At 56.2% G+C, this 16,902-nt stretch carries 17 protein-coding genes, 1 pseudogene and 1 riboswitch; of the genes and pseudogenes, 6 read left to right on the top strand and 12 right to left on the bottom strand.

The annotated features are described in order from the left end of the window. Window positions 1–3 precede the first annotated feature (3 nt). From FJ695_RS26405 to FJ695_RS26430, 6 genes and pseudogenes are all read right to left on the bottom strand, one after another. On the bottom strand, window positions 4–261 hold the full coding sequence (locus FJ695_RS26405; RefSeq protein ID WP_141188233.1) for a hypothetical protein: 258 nt from the start codon (window positions 259–261) through the stop codon (window positions 4–6). A 109-nt stretch (window positions 262–370) separates the two neighbouring features. Next, window positions 371–724: pseudogene (locus FJ695_RS26410) on the bottom strand (aminomethyl-transferring glycine dehydrogenase subunit GcvPB); the annotation flags it as partial. A 42-nt stretch (window positions 725–766) separates the two neighbouring features. After that, window positions 767–1,252, bottom strand: coding sequence for an OsmC family protein (locus FJ695_RS26415; protein WP_141188234.1), 486 nt, complete (start codon window positions 1,250–1,252; stop codon window positions 767–769). Between the two features lie 3 nt (window positions 1,253–1,255). Beyond that, on the bottom strand, window positions 1,256–1,627 hold the full coding sequence (gcvH, locus tag FJ695_RS26420; protein ID WP_141188235.1) for a glycine cleavage system protein GcvH: 372 nt from the start codon (window positions 1,625–1,627) through the stop codon (window positions 1,256–1,258). 26 nt (window positions 1,628–1,653) lie between these two features. Continuing rightward, entirely contained in the window at window positions 1,654–2,808 is a 1,155-nt protein-coding gene (gcvT, locus tag FJ695_RS26425; RefSeq protein ID WP_141188236.1) for a glycine cleavage system aminomethyltransferase GcvT, read from the bottom strand. A gap of 183 nt (window positions 2,809–2,991) precedes the next feature. Then, window positions 2,992–3,084: riboswitch (glycine riboswitch) on the bottom strand. A 145-nt stretch (window positions 3,085–3,229) separates the two neighbouring features. After that, window positions 3,230–3,817: a hypothetical protein gene (locus tag FJ695_RS26430; protein WP_209010826.1), complete on the bottom strand. Its 588-nt coding sequence runs from the start codon at window positions 3,815–3,817 to the stop codon at window positions 3,230–3,232. A 174-nt stretch (window positions 3,818–3,991) separates the two neighbouring features. Here FJ695_RS26430 and ispH point away from each other — a divergent pair, with 174 nt between their 5' ends. Genes ispH through FJ695_RS26450 form a run of 4 tightly spaced genes read left to right on the top strand, consistent with a single transcriptional unit; the run spans window position 3,992 to window position 7,356 of the window. Then, a complete protein-coding gene (ispH, locus tag FJ695_RS26435) occupies window positions 3,992–4,978 on the top strand; it encodes a 4-hydroxy-3-methylbut-2-enyl diphosphate reductase (protein ID WP_141188237.1) in 987 nt (328 codons plus the stop codon). A gap of 4 nt (window positions 4,979–4,982) precedes the next feature. Beyond that, the gene (thrB, locus tag FJ695_RS26440) at window positions 4,983–5,948 is read left to right on the top strand and encodes a homoserine kinase (protein WP_141188238.1); all 966 of its coding nucleotides are present in this window, start codon (window positions 4,983–4,985) and stop codon (window positions 5,946–5,948) included. Next, a complete protein-coding gene (gene rnhA, locus FJ695_RS26445; protein WP_141188239.1) occupies window positions 5,945–6,394 on the top strand; it encodes a ribonuclease HI in 450 nt (149 codons plus the stop codon). The genes thrB and rnhA overlap by 4 nt, the downstream gene beginning before the upstream one ends. 35 nt (window positions 6,395–6,429) lie before the next feature. Then, window positions 6,430–7,356 carry a diacylglycerol kinase family protein gene (locus FJ695_RS26450; RefSeq protein WP_209010827.1) on the top strand — a complete coding sequence of 309 codons (927 nt, stop codon included), beginning with the start codon at window positions 6,430–6,432 and terminating at the stop codon, window positions 7,354–7,356. A gap of 5 nt (window positions 7,357–7,361) precedes the next feature. On the opposite strand, the gene FJ695_RS26455 is transcribed toward FJ695_RS26450, so the two are convergent. The 5 genes from FJ695_RS26455 to FJ695_RS26475 form a co-directional block, all read right to left on the bottom strand. Continuing rightward, complete coding sequence (locus FJ695_RS26455; protein ID WP_141188240.1) at window positions 7,362–10,274, bottom strand: EAL domain-containing protein; 2,913 nt, start codon at window positions 10,272–10,274, stop codon at window positions 7,362–7,364. Window positions 10,275–10,305: 31 nt separating this feature from the next. Beyond that, window positions 10,306–10,944, bottom strand: a complete 639-nt coding sequence (locus FJ695_RS26460) for a GNAT family N-acetyltransferase (RefSeq protein WP_247653745.1) — start codon at window positions 10,942–10,944, stop codon at window positions 10,306–10,308. A 19-nt stretch (window positions 10,945–10,963) separates the two neighbouring features. After that, on the bottom strand, window positions 10,964–12,253 hold the full coding sequence (locus FJ695_RS26465; RefSeq protein WP_141188242.1) for a pitrilysin family protein: 1,290 nt from the start codon (window positions 12,251–12,253) through the stop codon (window positions 10,964–10,966). 4 nt (window positions 12,254–12,257) lie between these two features. Further along, complete coding sequence (thrC, locus tag FJ695_RS26470; RefSeq protein ID WP_141188243.1) at window positions 12,258–13,664, bottom strand: threonine synthase; 1,407 nt, start codon at window positions 13,662–13,664, stop codon at window positions 12,258–12,260. Between the two features lie 250 nt (window positions 13,665–13,914). Beyond that, a complete protein-coding gene (locus FJ695_RS26475; protein ID WP_141188244.1) occupies window positions 13,915–14,511 on the bottom strand; it encodes a YqgE/AlgH family protein in 597 nt (198 codons plus the stop codon). Window positions 14,512–14,699: 188 nt separating this feature from the next. On the opposite strand from FJ695_RS26475, the gene FJ695_RS26480 reads away from it, so the two are divergent. Together FJ695_RS26480 and FJ695_RS26485 are read left to right on the top strand one after the other, a co-directional pair. Further along, window positions 14,700–15,521, top strand: a complete 822-nt coding sequence (locus tag FJ695_RS26480) for a protein-disulfide reductase DsbD domain-containing protein (protein ID WP_209010828.1) — start codon at window positions 14,700–14,702, stop codon at window positions 15,519–15,521. A gap of 121 nt (window positions 15,522–15,642) precedes the next feature. Beyond that, window positions 15,643–16,125, top strand: coding sequence for a peroxiredoxin (locus FJ695_RS26485; protein ID WP_141188245.1), 483 nt, complete (start codon window positions 15,643–15,645; stop codon window positions 16,123–16,125). Here FJ695_RS26485 and FJ695_RS26490 read toward each other — a convergent pair. Beyond that, complete coding sequence (locus FJ695_RS26490) at window positions 16,122–16,889, bottom strand: SURF1 family protein (RefSeq protein WP_141188246.1); 768 nt, start codon at window positions 16,887–16,889, stop codon at window positions 16,122–16,124. The genes FJ695_RS26485 and FJ695_RS26490 overlap by 4 nt on opposite strands. Window positions 16,890–16,902 lie beyond the last annotated feature (13 nt).

A 16,902-nucleotide genomic window follows, 5' to 3' on the forward strand; every position in this document is an offset into this window, starting at 1 on the left:
ACATTATTTCCCTGCTTTCATATAATCCTTGATAAGGCTTACGAATGTTCCAAAATAAAATCCTACTATTATTCCACCCCAGTTTTCCAGCACCGAAGGAATTTCAAGCCGATTTCCGTCAGTATCTGTCGGACCAAAAAGCGACAAGTAAATCACGCCACCAATAACAACAACAGCAATCAACCCGCTAATAACAAATCCAAGGTAAACTAACCTGAATACTAATCTATCACGCGATTTTTCTTGTTCCTCATCAGGCATAAAAATATCCCCCAATTATAATTAATAATTGAGGGATATTAGAACGCATCTCTAAGTTACTTCGCAACCCATTTGTATGTTTGGGCGCGAATTATTGAAGACTGACAAGCTATTCCACTGCTTCCGGCGTCACCTGGGCCGGTTCCGGCTCGGTCCATTTCAGGATCGGCTTGCGGGCAGCCCCCGTTTCATCGAGACGGCGGCGCGGGGCGAGATACGGCGCGCCGGAGAAGCGCATAGTCTCGCCGCGCTTGGCACTCATCACCAGATCGCGCATGGTCGCCACGAACAGATCGAGCGCGGCCCGGCTCTCCGATTCTATCGGCTCGGTCAGCATTGCGCCATGCACAACCAGAGCGAAGTACGTGCTTATCGGGTGATAGCCCTCGTCGATCATCGCCTTGGCGAAATCGAGTGCGGTCACGCCTGCGTCCTTCAAGAAGCTGTTGTCGAAGAGTAGCTGCGCGTCAGATGCACTCGGCAGCGAAGAACTGCCGAGCTAGAATCATGGCGCCGTCAGGCGGACCGGTTGCTCCTCCACCACAATCTCGCACTTCACTGAATTCGCGATGAAGCAGACATCGTGTGCCTTTTCATGCAGATCTGTAATCCAGGTCGGGTCAGGTTCGCTGTCTGCAACAAGAGTGATTTCGGGTTTTAAGACCACTTTGGTGATCGCCATTTTGCCCCGGGCAATCCGGCTCATTTCGCCCGTGGCGTTGTCCCGGTAGCTGGCGATATTGTAGCCAGCCCTCCGGGCAAGATCCAAAAACGACATCATGTGACAGGAAGAAATCGCGGCAACCAGTGCTTCTTCCGGGTCAACCGCTGCTTCAATCGAATGGGGCAAAGGCACCACCGTCGGCGATGCGCTTGCTGGGATTTTCAACCCACCGTCAAACTGCCAGATGTGACCTCGAGAATAGGCGTTGGCGGCATAGTCGCCATCACACGCCCACTCGATCACCGCTGTATAAAAATGCCCCGCCATAGTTCAAAGTGTCTCGACGTAGGCTTTGTAGGCCGCTTCGTCCATCAGCTCAGACAGCTGGCTTTCATTGCTAACTTTCATTTTGATAAACCAAGCAGCACCTTCCGGGTCTTCGTTGACCTTCGCCGGTTCGTCGGCAAGCACTTCATTGGCTTCAGTCACTTCACCATCGATTGGCGCGTAGAGTTCGCTTGCCGCCTTGACGGATTCAACCACAGCCGCTTCATCACCCTGGGATAGCTCCTTGCCGGTTTCCGGCAGCTCAACAAAAACAACGTCACCCAGCTGTTCTTGAGCATATCCGGTGATCCCGATGGTGGCTGTGTCACCTTCTACTGCAATCCATTCATGGTCTTTTGAAAAATATGTCGTCATTGTTTTGTCCGTTCTCTGGAGTGTTTTTAAGATTTCGGTTTTCGGTGGTAGCGGTTTGGCACAAACGGCATATCCGCAACTGTTGCCGGCAGGCGGCGGCCCCGCACAATCAGGTCCAGTTTGGTACCGGTGGCCGCATGCTCGGCTGAAACGTATCCCATGGCGATTGGCGCACCGACGGTCGGCGCAAATCCGCCGGAGGTCAGAGTACCGATCACCGGGCCATCCTCTGGCAGAGCAATCTCAGCGCCTTCACGTGCCGGGGCCTTGCCGTCGAGGCGCAGGCCAACGCGCACGCGCGCCGTGCCGTCCGCAAGTTCGTTTTGAATTCGCGTATCACCGGGAAACCCTCCGGTTTCGCGGCGGCGCTTTTGCATACAGAAAGTAATGTTGCCTTCGACCGGTGACGTGCTGTCATCAATGTCATGACCATAAAGACAAAGTCCGGCTTCAAGGCGCAGGCTGTCACGAGCGCCAAGACCGATGGCCTCAATCCGGTCATCGGCCAAAAGCGCGCGGGCGATTGCCTCGGCAGCCCCTGCCGGGACCGACATTTCCACACCGTCTTCACCGGTGTAACCGGCGCGCGCGATGTGGCAGGCAATGCCATCAAATTCCATTGGGGCAGCGGACATGAAGCCTAGGTCCGCAGCAGCAGGTGCATGCGCAGCAACAGCTGCAACCGCTTCGGGACCTTGGACTGCGATCAGGGCCCGGTCCTCAACGATCTCCAGTTTCACATTGTCCGGCAATTTGGCGCGGAAATGCGCATAGTCGGCATCCTTGCGTGCCGCATTGACCACCAGGAACAAACGCCCATCGTCGTCCTCGGAAACCGAGCGTGTAACCATTAGGTCATCAAGGATCCCGCCCTCGTTGTTCAAAAGAACAGTGTAGCGTTGCCGGCCAAGCCCAAGTTCAACGAAGTTGGACGGGGTCAGGGCCTCAAGGGCACGGGCCGTTGTCTCATGATCTGGACCGACCAGAAATGCCTGCCCCATGTGTGAAACATCAAACAATCCCGCTTTTTCACGGGTATGCAGATGCTCGCCCATGATGCCGAGCTTGTATTGAACGGGCATGGAATAGCCGGCGAACGGCACCATTTTGCCGGCAAGCTCGATATGAAGGTCGTGAAGGGGCGTTTGTTTCAGATCGGTATCTGCAACGGTGTCCGCCATGAACAGCCCTCGCGTTAGGGATTGCGCACTCGCGAACCATACCGCGAACGGATCCGGTTCGTTTGCCCCCCTCTGTCCGAGTACCTGAGAGATTTCCCGTCAGCTCCCAAAAAACCTGGCGGTTACTCCTTCGGTGAGCAGTCTACGCAATTGTCGGCGCAGATCACTGCTTTCCAGAGCGTTTGAGCCCATGCGGTCCTTTTGCCTGAGAGTTTCCGGGGCGGTTGCTCCTTCGGCGCCAGGAACTTTTCACCTGGCCTCTCCCGCAGTGGCGTTGCCGTGCGCATTACACGATTACCGGGGAACGACCCCGGCAGTTGCAGCAATTGTGGTTGGCCGACTCAACCTTGTCAATATGACTCAGCAACCCTCCATTGACCCTTGGCTTAGCCTTTTGGCTAAAGAGTAATCGGGTTAGGCGTCAGCGTTTTGTTTTGTCGGTAAAGCCGAATTCGATTTTCCTGCCCTGGTCCATGGGAATAACGAATCTCTCATCCACCATGGTCCAGCGCTGACCGCGCCCGCCTGTCTCAATTGAAACCGGAATTTGCAGGACTTCAGACACAAGCGGCTTTTCTTTAGGGTCTGTGGAGACCGGGATATTCACACGCATGGGCAAGACGATATCGCCGCCAGACCAAGCCGGTCCGGGCGTAACATCGCCGGAGAATCCGAGTTTCACGCGCCGCTGACCATCATCGGCCCGCGAACAGCTTGCTGCCCAATCTTCAACAAGCGCCTGATAGATCAACGCATCCCGTTCGCCTTCTTTGCCTCGTTGGAACTTGCGGATCAAATAGGCACCATTCTTCAGCTGTAGCGGCGGGCACGGAACGGGCGGCGCGAACGTTTGCGAGGAGACCTGAACCGGTTCCGCACCACCGGAAATTACATTCTCCGCAAGATCACCAGCGGACCCACAGCCTGCAAGAAATGCAGCACAAAGCCCTGCAGAAAGACCCGCTTTATAGTTGACGTTAGACAGCGAAAGGAAAGCCTTGATCATCATCGACCCGTTGGAAACTAAGTACTAGGCGCAGCTTCATAGCAGGTGGCCAGCGGCTTGGCGAGACTGGCACGGGCATTTGTTACTCAGTGACATATATGGAAAGGGTGGGAAGCGGCTTGACAGAACACCCTGCCAAGCCCTTATTGCGCCAAACAAGGCTTATAAACGGGCATCATGACCAACAAACCTTCTTTAACGATCAAGCTGTGCGCGCCTCGGGGCTTTTGCGCCGGCGTTGACCGCGCAATCCAAATCGTTGAACTGGCGCTTCAGAAATACGGCCGCCCGGTCTATGTGCGTCACGAGATCGTGCACAACAAGTTTGTCGTGGATGGGCTGAAAGCCAAAGGCGCCGTTTTTGTCGAGGAACTGGAAGAGATCCCAGCAGAAGATGCCGACCGGCCTGTGATCTTTTCCGCTCATGGCGTACCGAAATCCGTGCCGGCCGATGCCCAGGCGCGCAAAATGTTCTATCTGGATGCGACCTGTCCGCTGGTCTCCAAAGTGCATAAAGAAGCCGAGATTCATTTCCGGCGCGAACGGGAAATTCTTCTGATCGGCCATGCAGGTCATCCGGAAGTGATCGGCACAATGGGCCAATTGCCGGAAGGCACCGTCACTTTGATCGAAACCGAGGACGATGCGCGAAGTTTTGTTCCGAAAACGGACAAGGAACTGGCGTTCATCACTCAAACGACACTGTCGGTTGATGACACCGCAGGCATCGTTGCCGCCCTCAAAGACCGGTTTCCAAGCATTGTCGCACCTCACAAGGAAGACATCTGCTACGCCACGACAAACCGCCAGGAAGCGGTCAAACATGTGGCGCCCGATGTTGAAGCGATGATTGTGGTCGGTGCGCCAAATTCCTCAAATTCGCAACGCCTAAGAGAGGTCGCTGAACGTGAGGGATGCCGGATCGCTGTCCTGCTGCAGCGGGCCAGCGAGATTAAGTGGTCCGATTTCGACGGCGTCAGCAGCCTTGGCCTGACCGCCGGAGCCTCTGCTCCGGAAACCCTGGTGGAAGAGATCATCAGCGCTTTTGAAACGCGCTTTAATGTCACCGTGGAAATTCATCGAACCGCGGAAGAAACCATCGCCTTTAACCTGCCACGCGAATTGCGTGATATTCCTGCGCAGCCGCAAAAAGCCACCGGATAACAACATGGCCGTTTACACGGAAGTCAGCGATGAAGAGCTCAATGCCTTCATCGGGAAATATGATGTCGGACAACTTCTATCCTATAAAGGAATTGCAGAAGGCGTCGAGAACAGCAATTACCTCGTTCAGACTGACAAGGCCTATTTCATCCTCACGCTCTACGAAAAACGGGTGAACCCGGACGACCTGCCGTTTTTCCTGAAACTGAAGGAGCATCTGGCCGGCAAGGGCTTGTCCTGCCCGACACCGGTGGCTTCCAAGGATGGCGAATTGCTGGGAACGCTAGCTGGGCGGCCGGCAGCCCTTGTAACCTTCTTGCAGGGCATGTCGGTCAAACGGCCACGTCCGGAGCATTGCGCAGAGCTTGGCAAAGCCATGGCAGCATTTCATCTTGCCGGGGCCGATTACGAGCTAACCCGCAAGAATGCTCTGGATCTATCCGGCTGGCGGCCGCTTTTTAATCAGAGCGCTGACCGCTGCGACACGGTTCATCCGGGCTTGGGCACCGAAATCACCAAAGAGCTTGATCAGCTTGAAGCTATCTGGCCGCAAGATCTGCCGTCCGGTGTTATTCACGCCGATCTTTTTCCGGACAATGTCTTTTTCCTAAACAATGAATTGTCCGGGCTGATCGACTTTTATTTCGCCTGTAACGATGCACTCGCTTACGACATCGCTATCTGTCTCAATGCCTGGTGTTTTGAAGCCGACTTGGCGTTCAACGTCACCAAGGCGCGCGCACTGTTGAAAGGCTACACCTCCGTGCGCCCGCTGACGGTTGCGGAATTCGATGCCTTGCCGATCCTGTGCCGTGGTGCCGCTCTTCGGTTCTTGCTGACCCGTCTATACGACTGGTTGAGTGTGCCGGAAGGGGCCCTTGTGACACCGAAAGATCCGATGGAATACGTCAAGAAACTGCGCTTTCACCAAACCGTCGACAGCGCCAAAGCTTACGGACTTGAAGGATGAGCCAGGAAAACCGGGTCACGATCTATACCGACGGCGCCTGCTCGGGAAATCCGGGACCGGGCGGCTGGGGGGTCATCATGCGCTTTGGTGAGCACGAACGGGAATTGAACGGCGGCGAAGCAGAAACCACCAACAACCGGATGGAACTCACCGCAGCCATCGAAGCACTCAACGCCTTGAAACGCCCTTGCGCGGTCGATCTTTACACCGACAGCACCTATGTGCGCAGCGGCATCAGTGAGTGGATGTACGGCTGGAAACGGAAGAACTGGCGTACAGCTGCCAACAAGCCGGTCAAAAACGCAGACCTTTGGCAGGCGCTGGATGCGGCCAGGGAGCGCCATGATGTCACCTGGCACTGGGTGAAGGGTCATGCAGGGCATCCGGACAATGAACGCGCGGACGAACTCGCCCGCGGCGGTATGGAACCCTACAAATACAGCTAAAGCTGCAGCACTAATTCACGAGGCGAGGATCACTGGTGAACGATTTGCTGCAAACAGCACCCGATACAACACGGACAGGGCCACCAAGTGCTGCCGGAACCGTGCTCATTATGGCCAACCCTACATCCGGTGGCTACAACGGGCCTAAACTCCAGGATCTTAAAAAGCAGCTTGAAGCCGCAGGGCGCCACGTGGAGCTGCGGCTCACAACCCACGCCGGGGAAATCGGTGAAGTCTGCGCCAGTGCAGATTTAACGGCTGGTACACTGATCATTGCCGGCGGCGATGGGTCCGTGAATGAAGCCCTTACCGGGCTTCATGGCAAGGACTTCGTACCGAACCTCGCGGTCGCCCCCTCTGGAACGGCCAATGTCCTGGCCTTGGAACTTGGCTTGCCCCACAAGGCGAATGATATCGCAGCGACCATTCTGAACCAAAAAACCAGACCCTTGCACTATGGCCTCGCCAATGGCCGCCCCTTTGTCCTGATGGCGTCTGCTGGCTTTGATGCCGAAGTCGTTCATGCCGTGCCACTCGCGCTAAAACGAAAGCTGAAAAAACTCGCTTACGTTATCACGGCGTTCAAAATCGGATTGAAGCGGAAAGGGACGCCGGTGACGGTCTCCCTTGATGGCGCAGATCCGATCGATGGAAAGTTCGCGGTTGCCAGCAACGCCCGCCATTATGGTGGACCATTTGTGATCTGCCCGGGCGGGGTGACCGATCAGAGGCTGCACATGCTCGTTCTGGAGCGTGATGATCCGTGGTCGTCTATCCGTTACAGCATCGCATTGATGCTCGGCCGCATCCACAAGGCGAAGGGTGCAACTGTCCACCCTTTCAATAAAGCGGTTATCTCAAGCCAGACTCCGGTGGCCGCCCAAGTCGATGGAGACCCGTTTGGGGTCACGCCGCTGGAAATCCGGTTAGCCGATAAGACGGTGCCAATTCTGGCACCATAAACCGGTTAAGCGGATACTGCTTCTGCGGCGGGCATCTTACGCAGGATTTTGGTGGCTTCGGCTGCGGACACGGCTTCACCGAAGAAGAAGCCTTGCGCGAATTCACAGCCGAGCTGATAGAGTTCCAACGCGTCATTTTCGCTTTCCGCGCCTTCAGCGACAACCGACATGCCCAAGTCATGCCCCATGGCCACCATCGTGCGCAAAAGCACTGGCCGTGCAGCAGATCCGTCCGGTTTGACGAAAGTCTGGTCAATCTTGATCGTGTCGAACGGGAACCGCTGCAAATAAGACAAGGAGGAATGTCCAGTTCCAAAGTCGTCCAGCGACAGGCCAGCTCCCAGGCTGCGCAAACGCTCCAGGACTTTGGCCGAATACTCCGGATTGGACATGACCAGAGATTCAGTCAATTCCAGTTTCAAGGTGCCGACTTCCAGCGAGTTCCGCGACAAAATCGCTTTCACATCGTTGATCAAATCCTGCTTCAGAAGCTGGCGGGACGACAGATTGACCGATGCAAACAACGGATGCGGCAATGGGAACTCCCGCTGCCAATGAGCCAGCTGATTGGCTCCCTTGTCGAGCATATACATGCCAAGATCGTTGATCAGGCCAGACTGTTCTGCAATCGGAATAAATTCGGCCGGAGAAATCTTGCCGCGCTTGGGGTGGTTCCAGCGGGCCAGTACTTCAAAACCAGCAACCGACTGATCCTCCAAACGGATAATCGGCTGGAAGAACACACCGAGTGTTTCCTTCTTGATGGCGTCCCGCAGATCCGTTTCCAGATCGACGACATTCTTTCCGAGCGGCCTAAGGATAGGCCGATAGACCTCCTGACGATCGCCGCCGAGGCGCTTGGCATGATTGAGGGCAATTTCAGCATTGGTCAACATGTCTTCGACAGCCTGCTTGCCGCCCTCAAAGAAAGAGATACCGACCGAACAGGTCAGGAAAATCTCCCGATCGCTGAAGGTAATGGGAGCACGCACCGCCTTACGCAGAGCATCGGCCAGCGCAACGATCCGGTCCGGTTCCTGCTCGGACAAAAGCATCAGGCCATATTGGTCGCTCGACAAACGGCCCAGAGTGTCCTGTTGGCCGATCAAGCGGCCAAGACGGCGCGCAACAGTCAAGAGAATGCTATCGCCAGCGGACAAGCCAATGCTGTCGTTGACCTGTTTAAAGCGGTCCAGGTTGATGACAAGCACAGTTGGCTTGGCCGTTTCTTCAGCTTGCGAGCGGACGACGCTGGTTTTCAAACGGTCGACAAACAGCTCCCGGTTCGGCAAACCGGTGAGATTGTCATGGACGGCATCATGAAGAAGCCGCTCTTCAGCCGTCCGCTCTTCGGTCACATCGAGCAGTGTGCCGACACAACGGATCACTTCACCGTCGGCGCCGACGATCGGCCGCGCACGCAGGCGGAACCAGCGGAAATGGCCATCTTCGGAGCGCAGGCGGAACGTTTGCTGGATCTTGCCGCGCCGTTGGTCGATGACCGCATCGAGCGTTGCCCGGAACCGATCGCGATCCTGTGGATGAAGAATTTCCAGCCAATCCCGCGCCGGACCTTCGAGCATTCCACGTTTCAGATTTAATAGATTCTCGACCTCATTGCCGGTGAAGATCCGGTCACGGTCGATGTCCCAGTCCCAGATGATATCTCCGGATCCAGTCAAAGCGAGCGCTTTGCGCTCAACATCGGAGATAAGGCCCTGCGCAATGGCACCGCCAGCAAAGGCATGCTGCATCACCGTAAAGCCGATCAAGAGCACGATTAGCACCAGACCACCACCGAGAGCCGGCTGGACAATGTCATTGGACAGACGGCCAGTTACGGTCATTGCCGCCCCGACCAACCAAGCGATCAAGAGGCACCAGGTCGGAATCAGCAAGATTGCCCGGTCGTAGGCCTGAAAGGCGAGCACTGCGATGGTAACAAAGCCGAGAAGACCAATGATTGCCAGCGACAGCCGGGCAATGCCAGCTGCAATCGATGGATCCCAGACAGCAACCCCCAACAGCCCCAAAAGCAGAATCAGGGTTGTCAGAGCCAAGTGGGAATAATGGATGTTCCAGCGATTGAGGTTCAAATAGGCATAAAGGAAGATGATCAAGCTGGCCGCGAGCATCACCTCCGCCGAGGCACGGGCCAGCTGGCTGCCGCCGCCTTCGAGGTTGAACACCATGCCCCAGAAACCGAAGTCGATGCACAAGTAGGCCAGCACAGACCAGGCCAGTGCTGCCGTTGCCGGAAACATGACGGTTCCCTTGACCACAAACAGAATGGTCAGGAACAGAGCCAGAAGCCCCGAGATGCCAAGAATGATACCCCGGTAGAGCGAATAGGCGTTGACTGTTTCTTTGTAGACATCCGGTTCCCAAAGGCGGACTTCCGGCAAATTTGGCGTGGTCAGTTCGGCGACAAACGTCACCACAGAGCCCGGATCGAGCGTGACCAGGAAGACATCGGCCTCAAGGCTCTTCTGACGAGTCGGCGCAATGCCCTGGCTTGGCGTGATACTAGCGATCCGCGAAGAACCAAGGTCCGGCCAGAACAATTCCGACTTCACCAGCTTGTAGTTGGGTGCAACGATCAGCCGGTCGATCTGTTCGTCGCTGGTGTTGGCGAGTGCAAAGACCGCCCAATTGGTGTTCTCACCACTGCGCGAAGGCACCTCGATCCGCCGGACAATGCCATCGGCACCTGGCGCGGTCGACACCTGGAGGCGCGTCCCAGCGTCCCGATGAATGTCGATGGCCTTGGTGATATCAAGCGCCTCAACATCGAGCGGTACCGGGATCGGCTCGAGCGCAACCGCTGCGCCAGGCACGAGGACCGCTGCCAGAACAGCGGCAAAGAGGGCGGCGCTTCGAAGGAGATTAAGAAGATGGACCGGTAATGATATCGACATGGTGCGAAGAACTACCGGTTTGAAGCACATGTCACAAGAAATCTTTCAAAATTCCCTCAACTACCGGCGTCAGCGTTCTGGGGCGCGCTGCAAAATCTTCAGACAAACAGGCCAAAAGCAAGTGATCCTGCCAAGAACCGTTGATTAACAGATAGTTGCGGGCATACCCTTCGCGGTTGAACCCGACGTTTTCGAGCAGCCGGATGGACGGTGTGTTGGTTGGAATGCACGCCGCCTCGATCCGGTGAAGGTTTAAAACGTCGAAACAAAACGGCAAGATCATGGCAACAGCGGCCGACATATGCCCTTTGCCCGCATGGCGCTCGCCCATCCAGTAGCCAAGAGTGGCCGACTGACTGACCCCGCGCCGGATGTTGCTCAGCGTCAGACCGCCGAGCAATTCGTCATTTCGGGCATTGAACAACAGGAACGACAGGCTGCGCCCTTCTTTGCGGTCTCGGGCATAACGCCGCAGCCGGCGCCGGAATCCGGATTTGGTCAGATCATCGGACGGCCAGAGGGGTTCCCAAGGCGTCAAGAAGGCTCGGCTGTCGCTGCGAAGTACCGACCAGGCTTTGTAGTCCCCCATGATGGGTGGACGAAGGTAAAGGCCACCTGCTTCGATTAGAAGCTCGGCGTCGGGGGGTGGACCTGGGCGGAGCAATGACAAGCCAGTCCCCCTCCCCGCCTTACATAGATGCTGCCTGCTGAACCGGCGCTTGCTGCAGGCGCGCTGCCAGTTCATCAGCGGTCATAATGCCGTCCACGGGACCAATCGCTGTGAGCGTTGGCGTGGTGCCGACAAAGGTGTCATAGGCAACGCGCCGGACATCAGCAGCCGACACAGCTTCAATCTTCGCCGAAATCTCATCCGGAGCCAGCACCCGGCCATGAACCAGGATCTGCCGGGCGATCTGGCCGGCACGAGCAGCTGGGCTTTCCAAGGCCATCATCAAACCGGCACGGATCTGTGCCCGTGAGCGGGCGATCTCGTCATCGGTGATCGTGTGAGCCGCGGACACAAGCTCGTCGGCGATCATCGGCATCAATGCCCCAAGGTCCTCATGGCTGGTCGCCGCGTGGATGCCAAACAGACCGGTGTCGGAAAACGCCCAATGGAAGCTGTAGATCGCGTAACACAGGCCGTGTTTTTCTCGGATTTCCTGGAACAGGCGGGAAGACATACCGCCGCCTAATACAGAGGCCAGGATCTGGATGGCATAGTAGTCCTTGGCCTTGTAGGGGCGGCCTTCAAAACCAATCAGAACCTGCGCTTCCATCAGGTCTTTGTTGAGCAGCTTCTCACCGCCAGAGTAGCGGGCTGCCGGATCTGGAGCCGCTGGTTCGCTGTTGATGCCGGCAAATTTCTCATTTGCAAGCGCGACCAACTCAGCGTGGTCTACGGCACCGGCGGCAGCTAGAACCATGTCCGGTGCCCGGTAGCGATCAGCAAGGTAATTGTTCAGGTTGTCACGACCGAAACCGCTTACAATCTGGGGCGTCCCCAGGATCGGACGGCCAATCGCCTGATCGGGCCAGGCCGTTGCCTGGAAGAGATCAAAGGCCTGATCTTCCGGGGCATCATTGGCTGCGCCGATTTCCTGCAAGATGACGTGCTGTTCCCGCACCAGTTCTTCGGCTTCAAAGGTGGAGTTCTGCAGAATGTCGGCCAGAATATCAACAGCAAGCGGCATGTCTTCGGCCAGAATGCGCGCATAATAATTGGTGTGTTCGATGCTGGTAGAGGCATTCAACTCCCCGCCCACGGCTTCGATTTCTTCAGCGATCCCGCGGGCGGACCGAGTATTAGTGCCCTTGAACGCCATGTGCTCTAGAAGGTGCGTTATGCCGTTCTGATCGGCCGCCTCCGCACGTGAACCCGTTCGAATCCAAACACCCAATGCCGCGGTTTTCAAATGCGGCATCTGATCGGTGACGATCGTCAATCCATTGTCGAGAACTGTTGTTTCTACCTTCATTCAGTTACACCCCCGCCCCGACGGCACGGGCATGTTTTTCAATATGCTGTTCCACCGCGCCCTGCTCCGCGGCCAGAACCTGCTGGCGCTCTTCGGCGAACATCATGTCTTTCAAATTCTCCGGCAAGTCTGGCCGGACACCGCTGGCTTTTTCAACCGCATCCGGGAATTTGGCCGGATGGGCCGTACCCAGGACCACCATTGGCGTTTGACCATCTTCATGAGACTTGGCCACATGCACACCAATGGCCGTATGCGGATCGAGCAGATACCCTGCTTCTTTCCAGAGCTCAGCAATCGTTGCTGAGGTTTCAGCCTCATCGCACCGCCCAGCCGCAAACACCTGACGCATTTCGGCAAGCGGTCCATCTTCAATGGTGAAGCTGCCGGACTGATTGAGCTGGTTCATCATCCGGCGGACGGTCTCGCCGTCGCGCCCGCAGACTTCCGACAGAAGCCGCTCGAAATTCGAGGACACCTGGATGTCCATGGACGGCGAGATCGTCGGCTGGACACCGCGCTTCTCATACCGGCCTGTTTCCAGGGTACGCGCCAGAATATCGTTCACATTGGTGGCTACCACCAGCTTCTCAACCGGCAGGCCCATCTTCATGGCGGCATAGCCGGCGAAGATGTCACCGAAGTTTCCGGTTGGAACAGTGAAGGAGATTTTCCGGTGCGGTGCGCCAAGGGCAGCCCCCGCTACGAAATAATAGACGATTTGGGCCAGGATCCGAGCCCAATTGATCGAATTGACGCCGGACAGCGCGACCCGATCCCGGAACGGGAAATTGTTGAACATACCTTTGACGATGGCCTGGCAGTCGTCAAAATTGCCGGTCAGGGCAAGTGCATGAACATTGTCTTCCGTCGGCGTCGTCATCTGACGGCGCTGAACGTTGGACACCCGGCCATCTGGGAAGAGAATAAAGATGTCCGTGCGCTCGCGCCCGCGGAAGGCTTCAATCGCCGCCCCGCCCGTGTCACCGGAGGTCGCTCCAACGATTGTCGCTCTCAGACCGCGCTCTGTCAGGACATAGTCCATCATGCGTCCGAGCAACTGCATGGCGACATCCTTGAACGCCAAGGTCGGGCCATGGAACAGCTCAAGTACGTAGGTGTTGGACCCAGTCTGCACCAGCGGTGTAACGGCAGGATGCCGGAAGCTGGCATAGGAGTCTGCGATCATCGCTTTCAGGTCGGCATCGGGAATAGCACCGGCCACAAACGGGCTGATCACCTGAAACGCGACGTCTTCGTAAGGTTTTCCAGCAAACGACGCGATGGTGTCTGCATCGAACTGCGGCCAGATTTCCGGAAGATAGAGACCGCCATCACGAGCCAGTCCCTGAAGCAAAACGTCCGAGAATTCCAATACCGGTGCATCACCGCGCGTACTGCTGTATTTCACCGCGTCACTTCCCTTTGTATTTCCTGCCAGGCGCCAGACTTTTCAGGTCCTCTTGCGGATTGCAAAGCCTCACCCTACCCGAATTTCGTCCGGTTTTAAACAAACCAAGCCAACCAAGCGACTTACGCGTCATCCGGATTGGACGCAAGCCGCAGACAGGTAAAAAATGTCCGGATTCCGGCAAGGCTGTCGGTTACCAGACGCTGCGTGCCGCTGGATATCAGGCTTCGGGTGTCCCAATCACTTTGGGTTAAGCGTGGCCGGCTTCCGACATTAGAAGCGCGGGATCGATGCCGAGACTGCCAAGTGCTTTGTGCCATTTGTGCTCCGAATCCGGGTCAAACAAGATGTCCGGATCTGCCGGGGCCGTCAGCCAGCCATTGGCCTGGATTTCATCTTCCAGCTGCCCCGGTGCCCATCCCGCATATCCAAGTGCCAGCATAGCTTGACGGGGACCAGTTCCTTCCGCAAGCGCGCGCAAGATCTCAAGGGTCGCAGTCAGACAAATACCATTATCGATCGCAAGCGTTGACTGATTCAGCTGGAAATCATCGCTGTGAAGGACAAACCCGCGCTCCACTTCGACTGGGCCACCCTTATAAACATTCATGCCACGCACTTGAGCCGGCAAACGGATGGCGTTGTCGTCGTCGACAATGTCGAGTTGAATGAGCAGCTCTTCCAAGGACAGATGTTTGGCAACCTGATTGACGATCAGGCCCATAGCGCCCTGCTCGGAGTGGGAGCAGACATAAATGACCGAATGCTCGAAGCGGCTATCGCCCATGCTTGGCATGGCAATCAAAAATTGGCCTTCCAGGGTGTCTGTCGCTTCGGTTTCGGACATACGCACCTCTTTGCATGATTGACGCCCACCGCCTTGTGCATTGTCAGCATAGCCTCATTAAGTCCTGATGTTAACGACTGTTTGGGAGAACACCACAATTGAGGGTCACAATGGCGTCACGAGGAAATGACCGCTAAGCATCGCTAGATCTCATGACGGGCGGACAGACTTGGTGTAGCTGTTGTTTCATGATGAAAATCTTTTATCTGCTGCTGGTGATGGCGCTCGGCGTCGTGCCCGCGCAAGCCGCCACGACCAATTGGACGTCCGTTCAAGGGGGAGCGGTTCGTCTGATTTCAGCTGGGCCTATTGAAGACGGCCACTATCTGGCCGGGCTGGAATTCAGCCTTGAACCGGGATGGCATACCTATTGGCGTTATCCAGGCGAAGCCGGTATCCCCCCGCAGATCACGCTGACGGAAAAAGACAATTTGAGCTCCTATCAGGTGCTTTATCCAGTTCCGGAACGCTACAATGACGGGTTTTCCAATTCCATTGTCTATCACGATGGGATCGTGCTCCCGATCCGCATTTTCCCCGAAGATCCGGCGAAACCTGTTCGTGTTTCCATCGAGTTGTTCTTCGGGATCTGCAAAGAAATTTGCGTCCCGGGGGATGCTGAACTCACCCTGGACCTTTCTCCCGGTACGGAGCCGGACACGCTCGCTTCCAAACTGATCAATCGGGACCTTGCTGCGGTTCCAGGGATCGCACCGGCCGGCCAGCTGGAAATCCGGAATGTCACCTTCGCGGACCCGGACAAAGGTTTTTTGAAAATAGAAGCTGCTGTGGGCAGCAGTGACGCCCCTGAGCTTTTTGCCGCAGGACCTTTGGGCTCCTATATCGGGCTTCCTGTCTTGAAAGCAGCCGGCAACGGCACCGCTCAGTGGCATCTTTCAACCAAGGGACTGACAACAACTGACAGTGACAACAACTTGCGTCTTGTTCTCACCGCAAATGGCAATGCTCTTGAGTACCTTGCCCCGATCCAGCCGGATTGGATTCAATAGCGCTAGAGCATTTTCAATTGAAAATAGTTTTGCCATTCCCCTCGACCTGTGCCGATATTCGCCCTATCTCAGCAGCGGGCTGACAACAGTCCGGTAGCAGTTTTCAGGAGGGAAGAATTTCATGACACTCAAGGCTGGCGATCACCTACCCGATGCAACATTCAAAGTCATGACCCCAGATGGTCCTGGCGAAATGACGTCCAAAGACCTTTTCGGTGGCAAGACAGTCGTCCTGTTTGGGGTTCCAGGTGCGTTTACCCCAACCTGTCACATGAACCATCTGCCCGGTTTTGTGGAACATGCTGACACGCTGAAAAGCAAAGGTGTCGATACAATTGCTGTGGTTTCAGTGAATGATGTTTTTGTCATGGATGCTTGGCAGAAGTCCTCCAATGCCGGTGCCATTACGTTCCTTGCAGATACAGCTGCCGAGTTTGTGGAAGCTGCGGGCCTCGGACTTGGTCCTGCGCCGATCTTTGGCCATCTGCGCTCGCAGCGGTTCGCGCTTGTTGCCAAAGACGGCGAAATCACCTTCCTGGCGATCGAAGACAGCCCGGGCGATGCCACCAAAACTGGTGCGGCAGCCATTCTGGAAGCGCTTTAATCCACTTTCGCTGAATGCTCTTTCTTACGCGGCCACAGAAGTGTTGCCGCGTAAGCGAGGAAAACTCCGATCAAGGTCGCGGCCAGGCCAAACCAAGTCAGGGCATAGCCCAGATGATCGTTTTTAAATCGCACCAGCGTTTCCCCGGCTTGCGGCAAACCGCCCGGCGGCGTGAACTGGCGTTCCGCATCGATGCTGAAAGGCGCTAGGCCTTTCAAATCCACACCCATGCTTTTGGCCATCGCGTCAGTATCACGCGCAAACCACATACGGGCGTTTAGATCCGGTTCCGGGGTCGTCCACACCGGCACTTCGCTCAACCGTAACAGCCCGGTCAGAGTATGATCACCTGCAGGCGGTGTCAGCGCGATTTTCTTCTGATCTTCCGGCAACCCATATGGCAAGAACCCGCGATTGACGAGCACGGTCCAACCGGCATCGGTTTCAAAGGGGCTATAAACCATCTCGCCGGGACCACCGAAAGTGCCCACGGGGTCGGACAGTGAGATGTAATAAAGGACGTGGTCGTCCTTAAACTGCCCGGTGACGGTTACCCGCCGATAGTCATCCAAATCCGACAATCTGCCCCAATCGGCCGGTGCCGGAGCAGCCACAGGGGTCGCTTGCAGCCCAGCTTCGACTTGCTCGATCAGGACTTCTTTTTCCGCCAGACGGCGGACTTGCCAGAAACCGAGATTAAGAAGGATCGTCAGGCCGACTATCGCGGCTAAGGACGGGATTACGAGCTTTCCGAAGCGGCCCATTGGGCGTGTCTCA

It is taken from the genome of Labrenzia sp. PHM005, from assembly GCF_006517275.1.
Lineage (GTDB): Bacteria > Pseudomonadota > Alphaproteobacteria > Rhizobiales > Stappiaceae > Roseibium.

Bases quoted from the DNA above. Each gene is read 5' to 3' on its own strand.
- FJ695_RS26405 (WP_141188233.1), bottom strand. From the start codon at position 261: ATGCCTGATGAGGAACAAGAAAAATCGCGTGATAGATTAGTATTCAGG.
- FJ695_RS26415 (WP_141188234.1), bottom strand. From the start codon at position 1,252: ATGGCGGGGCATTTTTATACAGCGGTGATCGAGTGGGCGTGTGATGGC.
- gcvH (WP_141188235.1), bottom strand. From the start codon at position 1,627: ATGACGACATATTTTTCAAAAGACCATGAATGGATTGCAGTAGAAGGT.
- gcvT (WP_141188236.1), bottom strand. From the start codon at position 2,808: ATGGCGGACACCGTTGCAGATACCGATCTGAAACAAACGCCCCTTCAC.
- FJ695_RS26430 (WP_209010826.1), bottom strand. From the start codon at position 3,817: ATGATGATCAAGGCTTTCCTTTCGCTGTCTAACGTCAACTATAAAGCG.
- ispH (WP_141188237.1), top strand. From the start codon at position 3,992: ATGACCAACAAACCTTCTTTAACGATCAAGCTGTGCGCGCCTCGGGGC.
- thrB (WP_141188238.1), top strand. From the start codon at position 4,983: ATGGCCGTTTACACGGAAGTCAGCGATGAAGAGCTCAATGCCTTCATC.
- rnhA (WP_141188239.1), top strand. From the start codon at position 5,945: ATGAGCCAGGAAAACCGGGTCACGATCTATACCGACGGCGCCTGCTCG.
- FJ695_RS26455 (WP_141188240.1), bottom strand. From the start codon at position 10,274: ATGTCGATATCATTACCGGTCCATCTTCTTAATCTCCTTCGAAGCGCC.
- FJ695_RS26465 (WP_141188242.1), bottom strand. From the start codon at position 12,253: ATGAAGGTAGAAACAACAGTTCTCGACAATGGATTGACGATCGTCACC.
- FJ695_RS26475 (WP_141188244.1), bottom strand. From the start codon at position 14,511: ATGTCCGAAACCGAAGCGACAGACACCCTGGAAGGCCAATTTTTGATT.
- FJ695_RS26480 (WP_209010828.1), top strand. From the start codon at position 14,700: ATGATGAAAATCTTTTATCTGCTGCTGGTGATGGCGCTCGGCGTCGTG.
- FJ695_RS26485 (WP_141188245.1), top strand. From the start codon at position 15,643: ATGACACTCAAGGCTGGCGATCACCTACCCGATGCAACATTCAAAGTC.
- FJ695_RS26490 (WP_141188246.1), bottom strand. From the start codon at position 16,889: ATGGGCCGCTTCGGAAAGCTCGTAATCCCGTCCTTAGCCGCGATAGTC.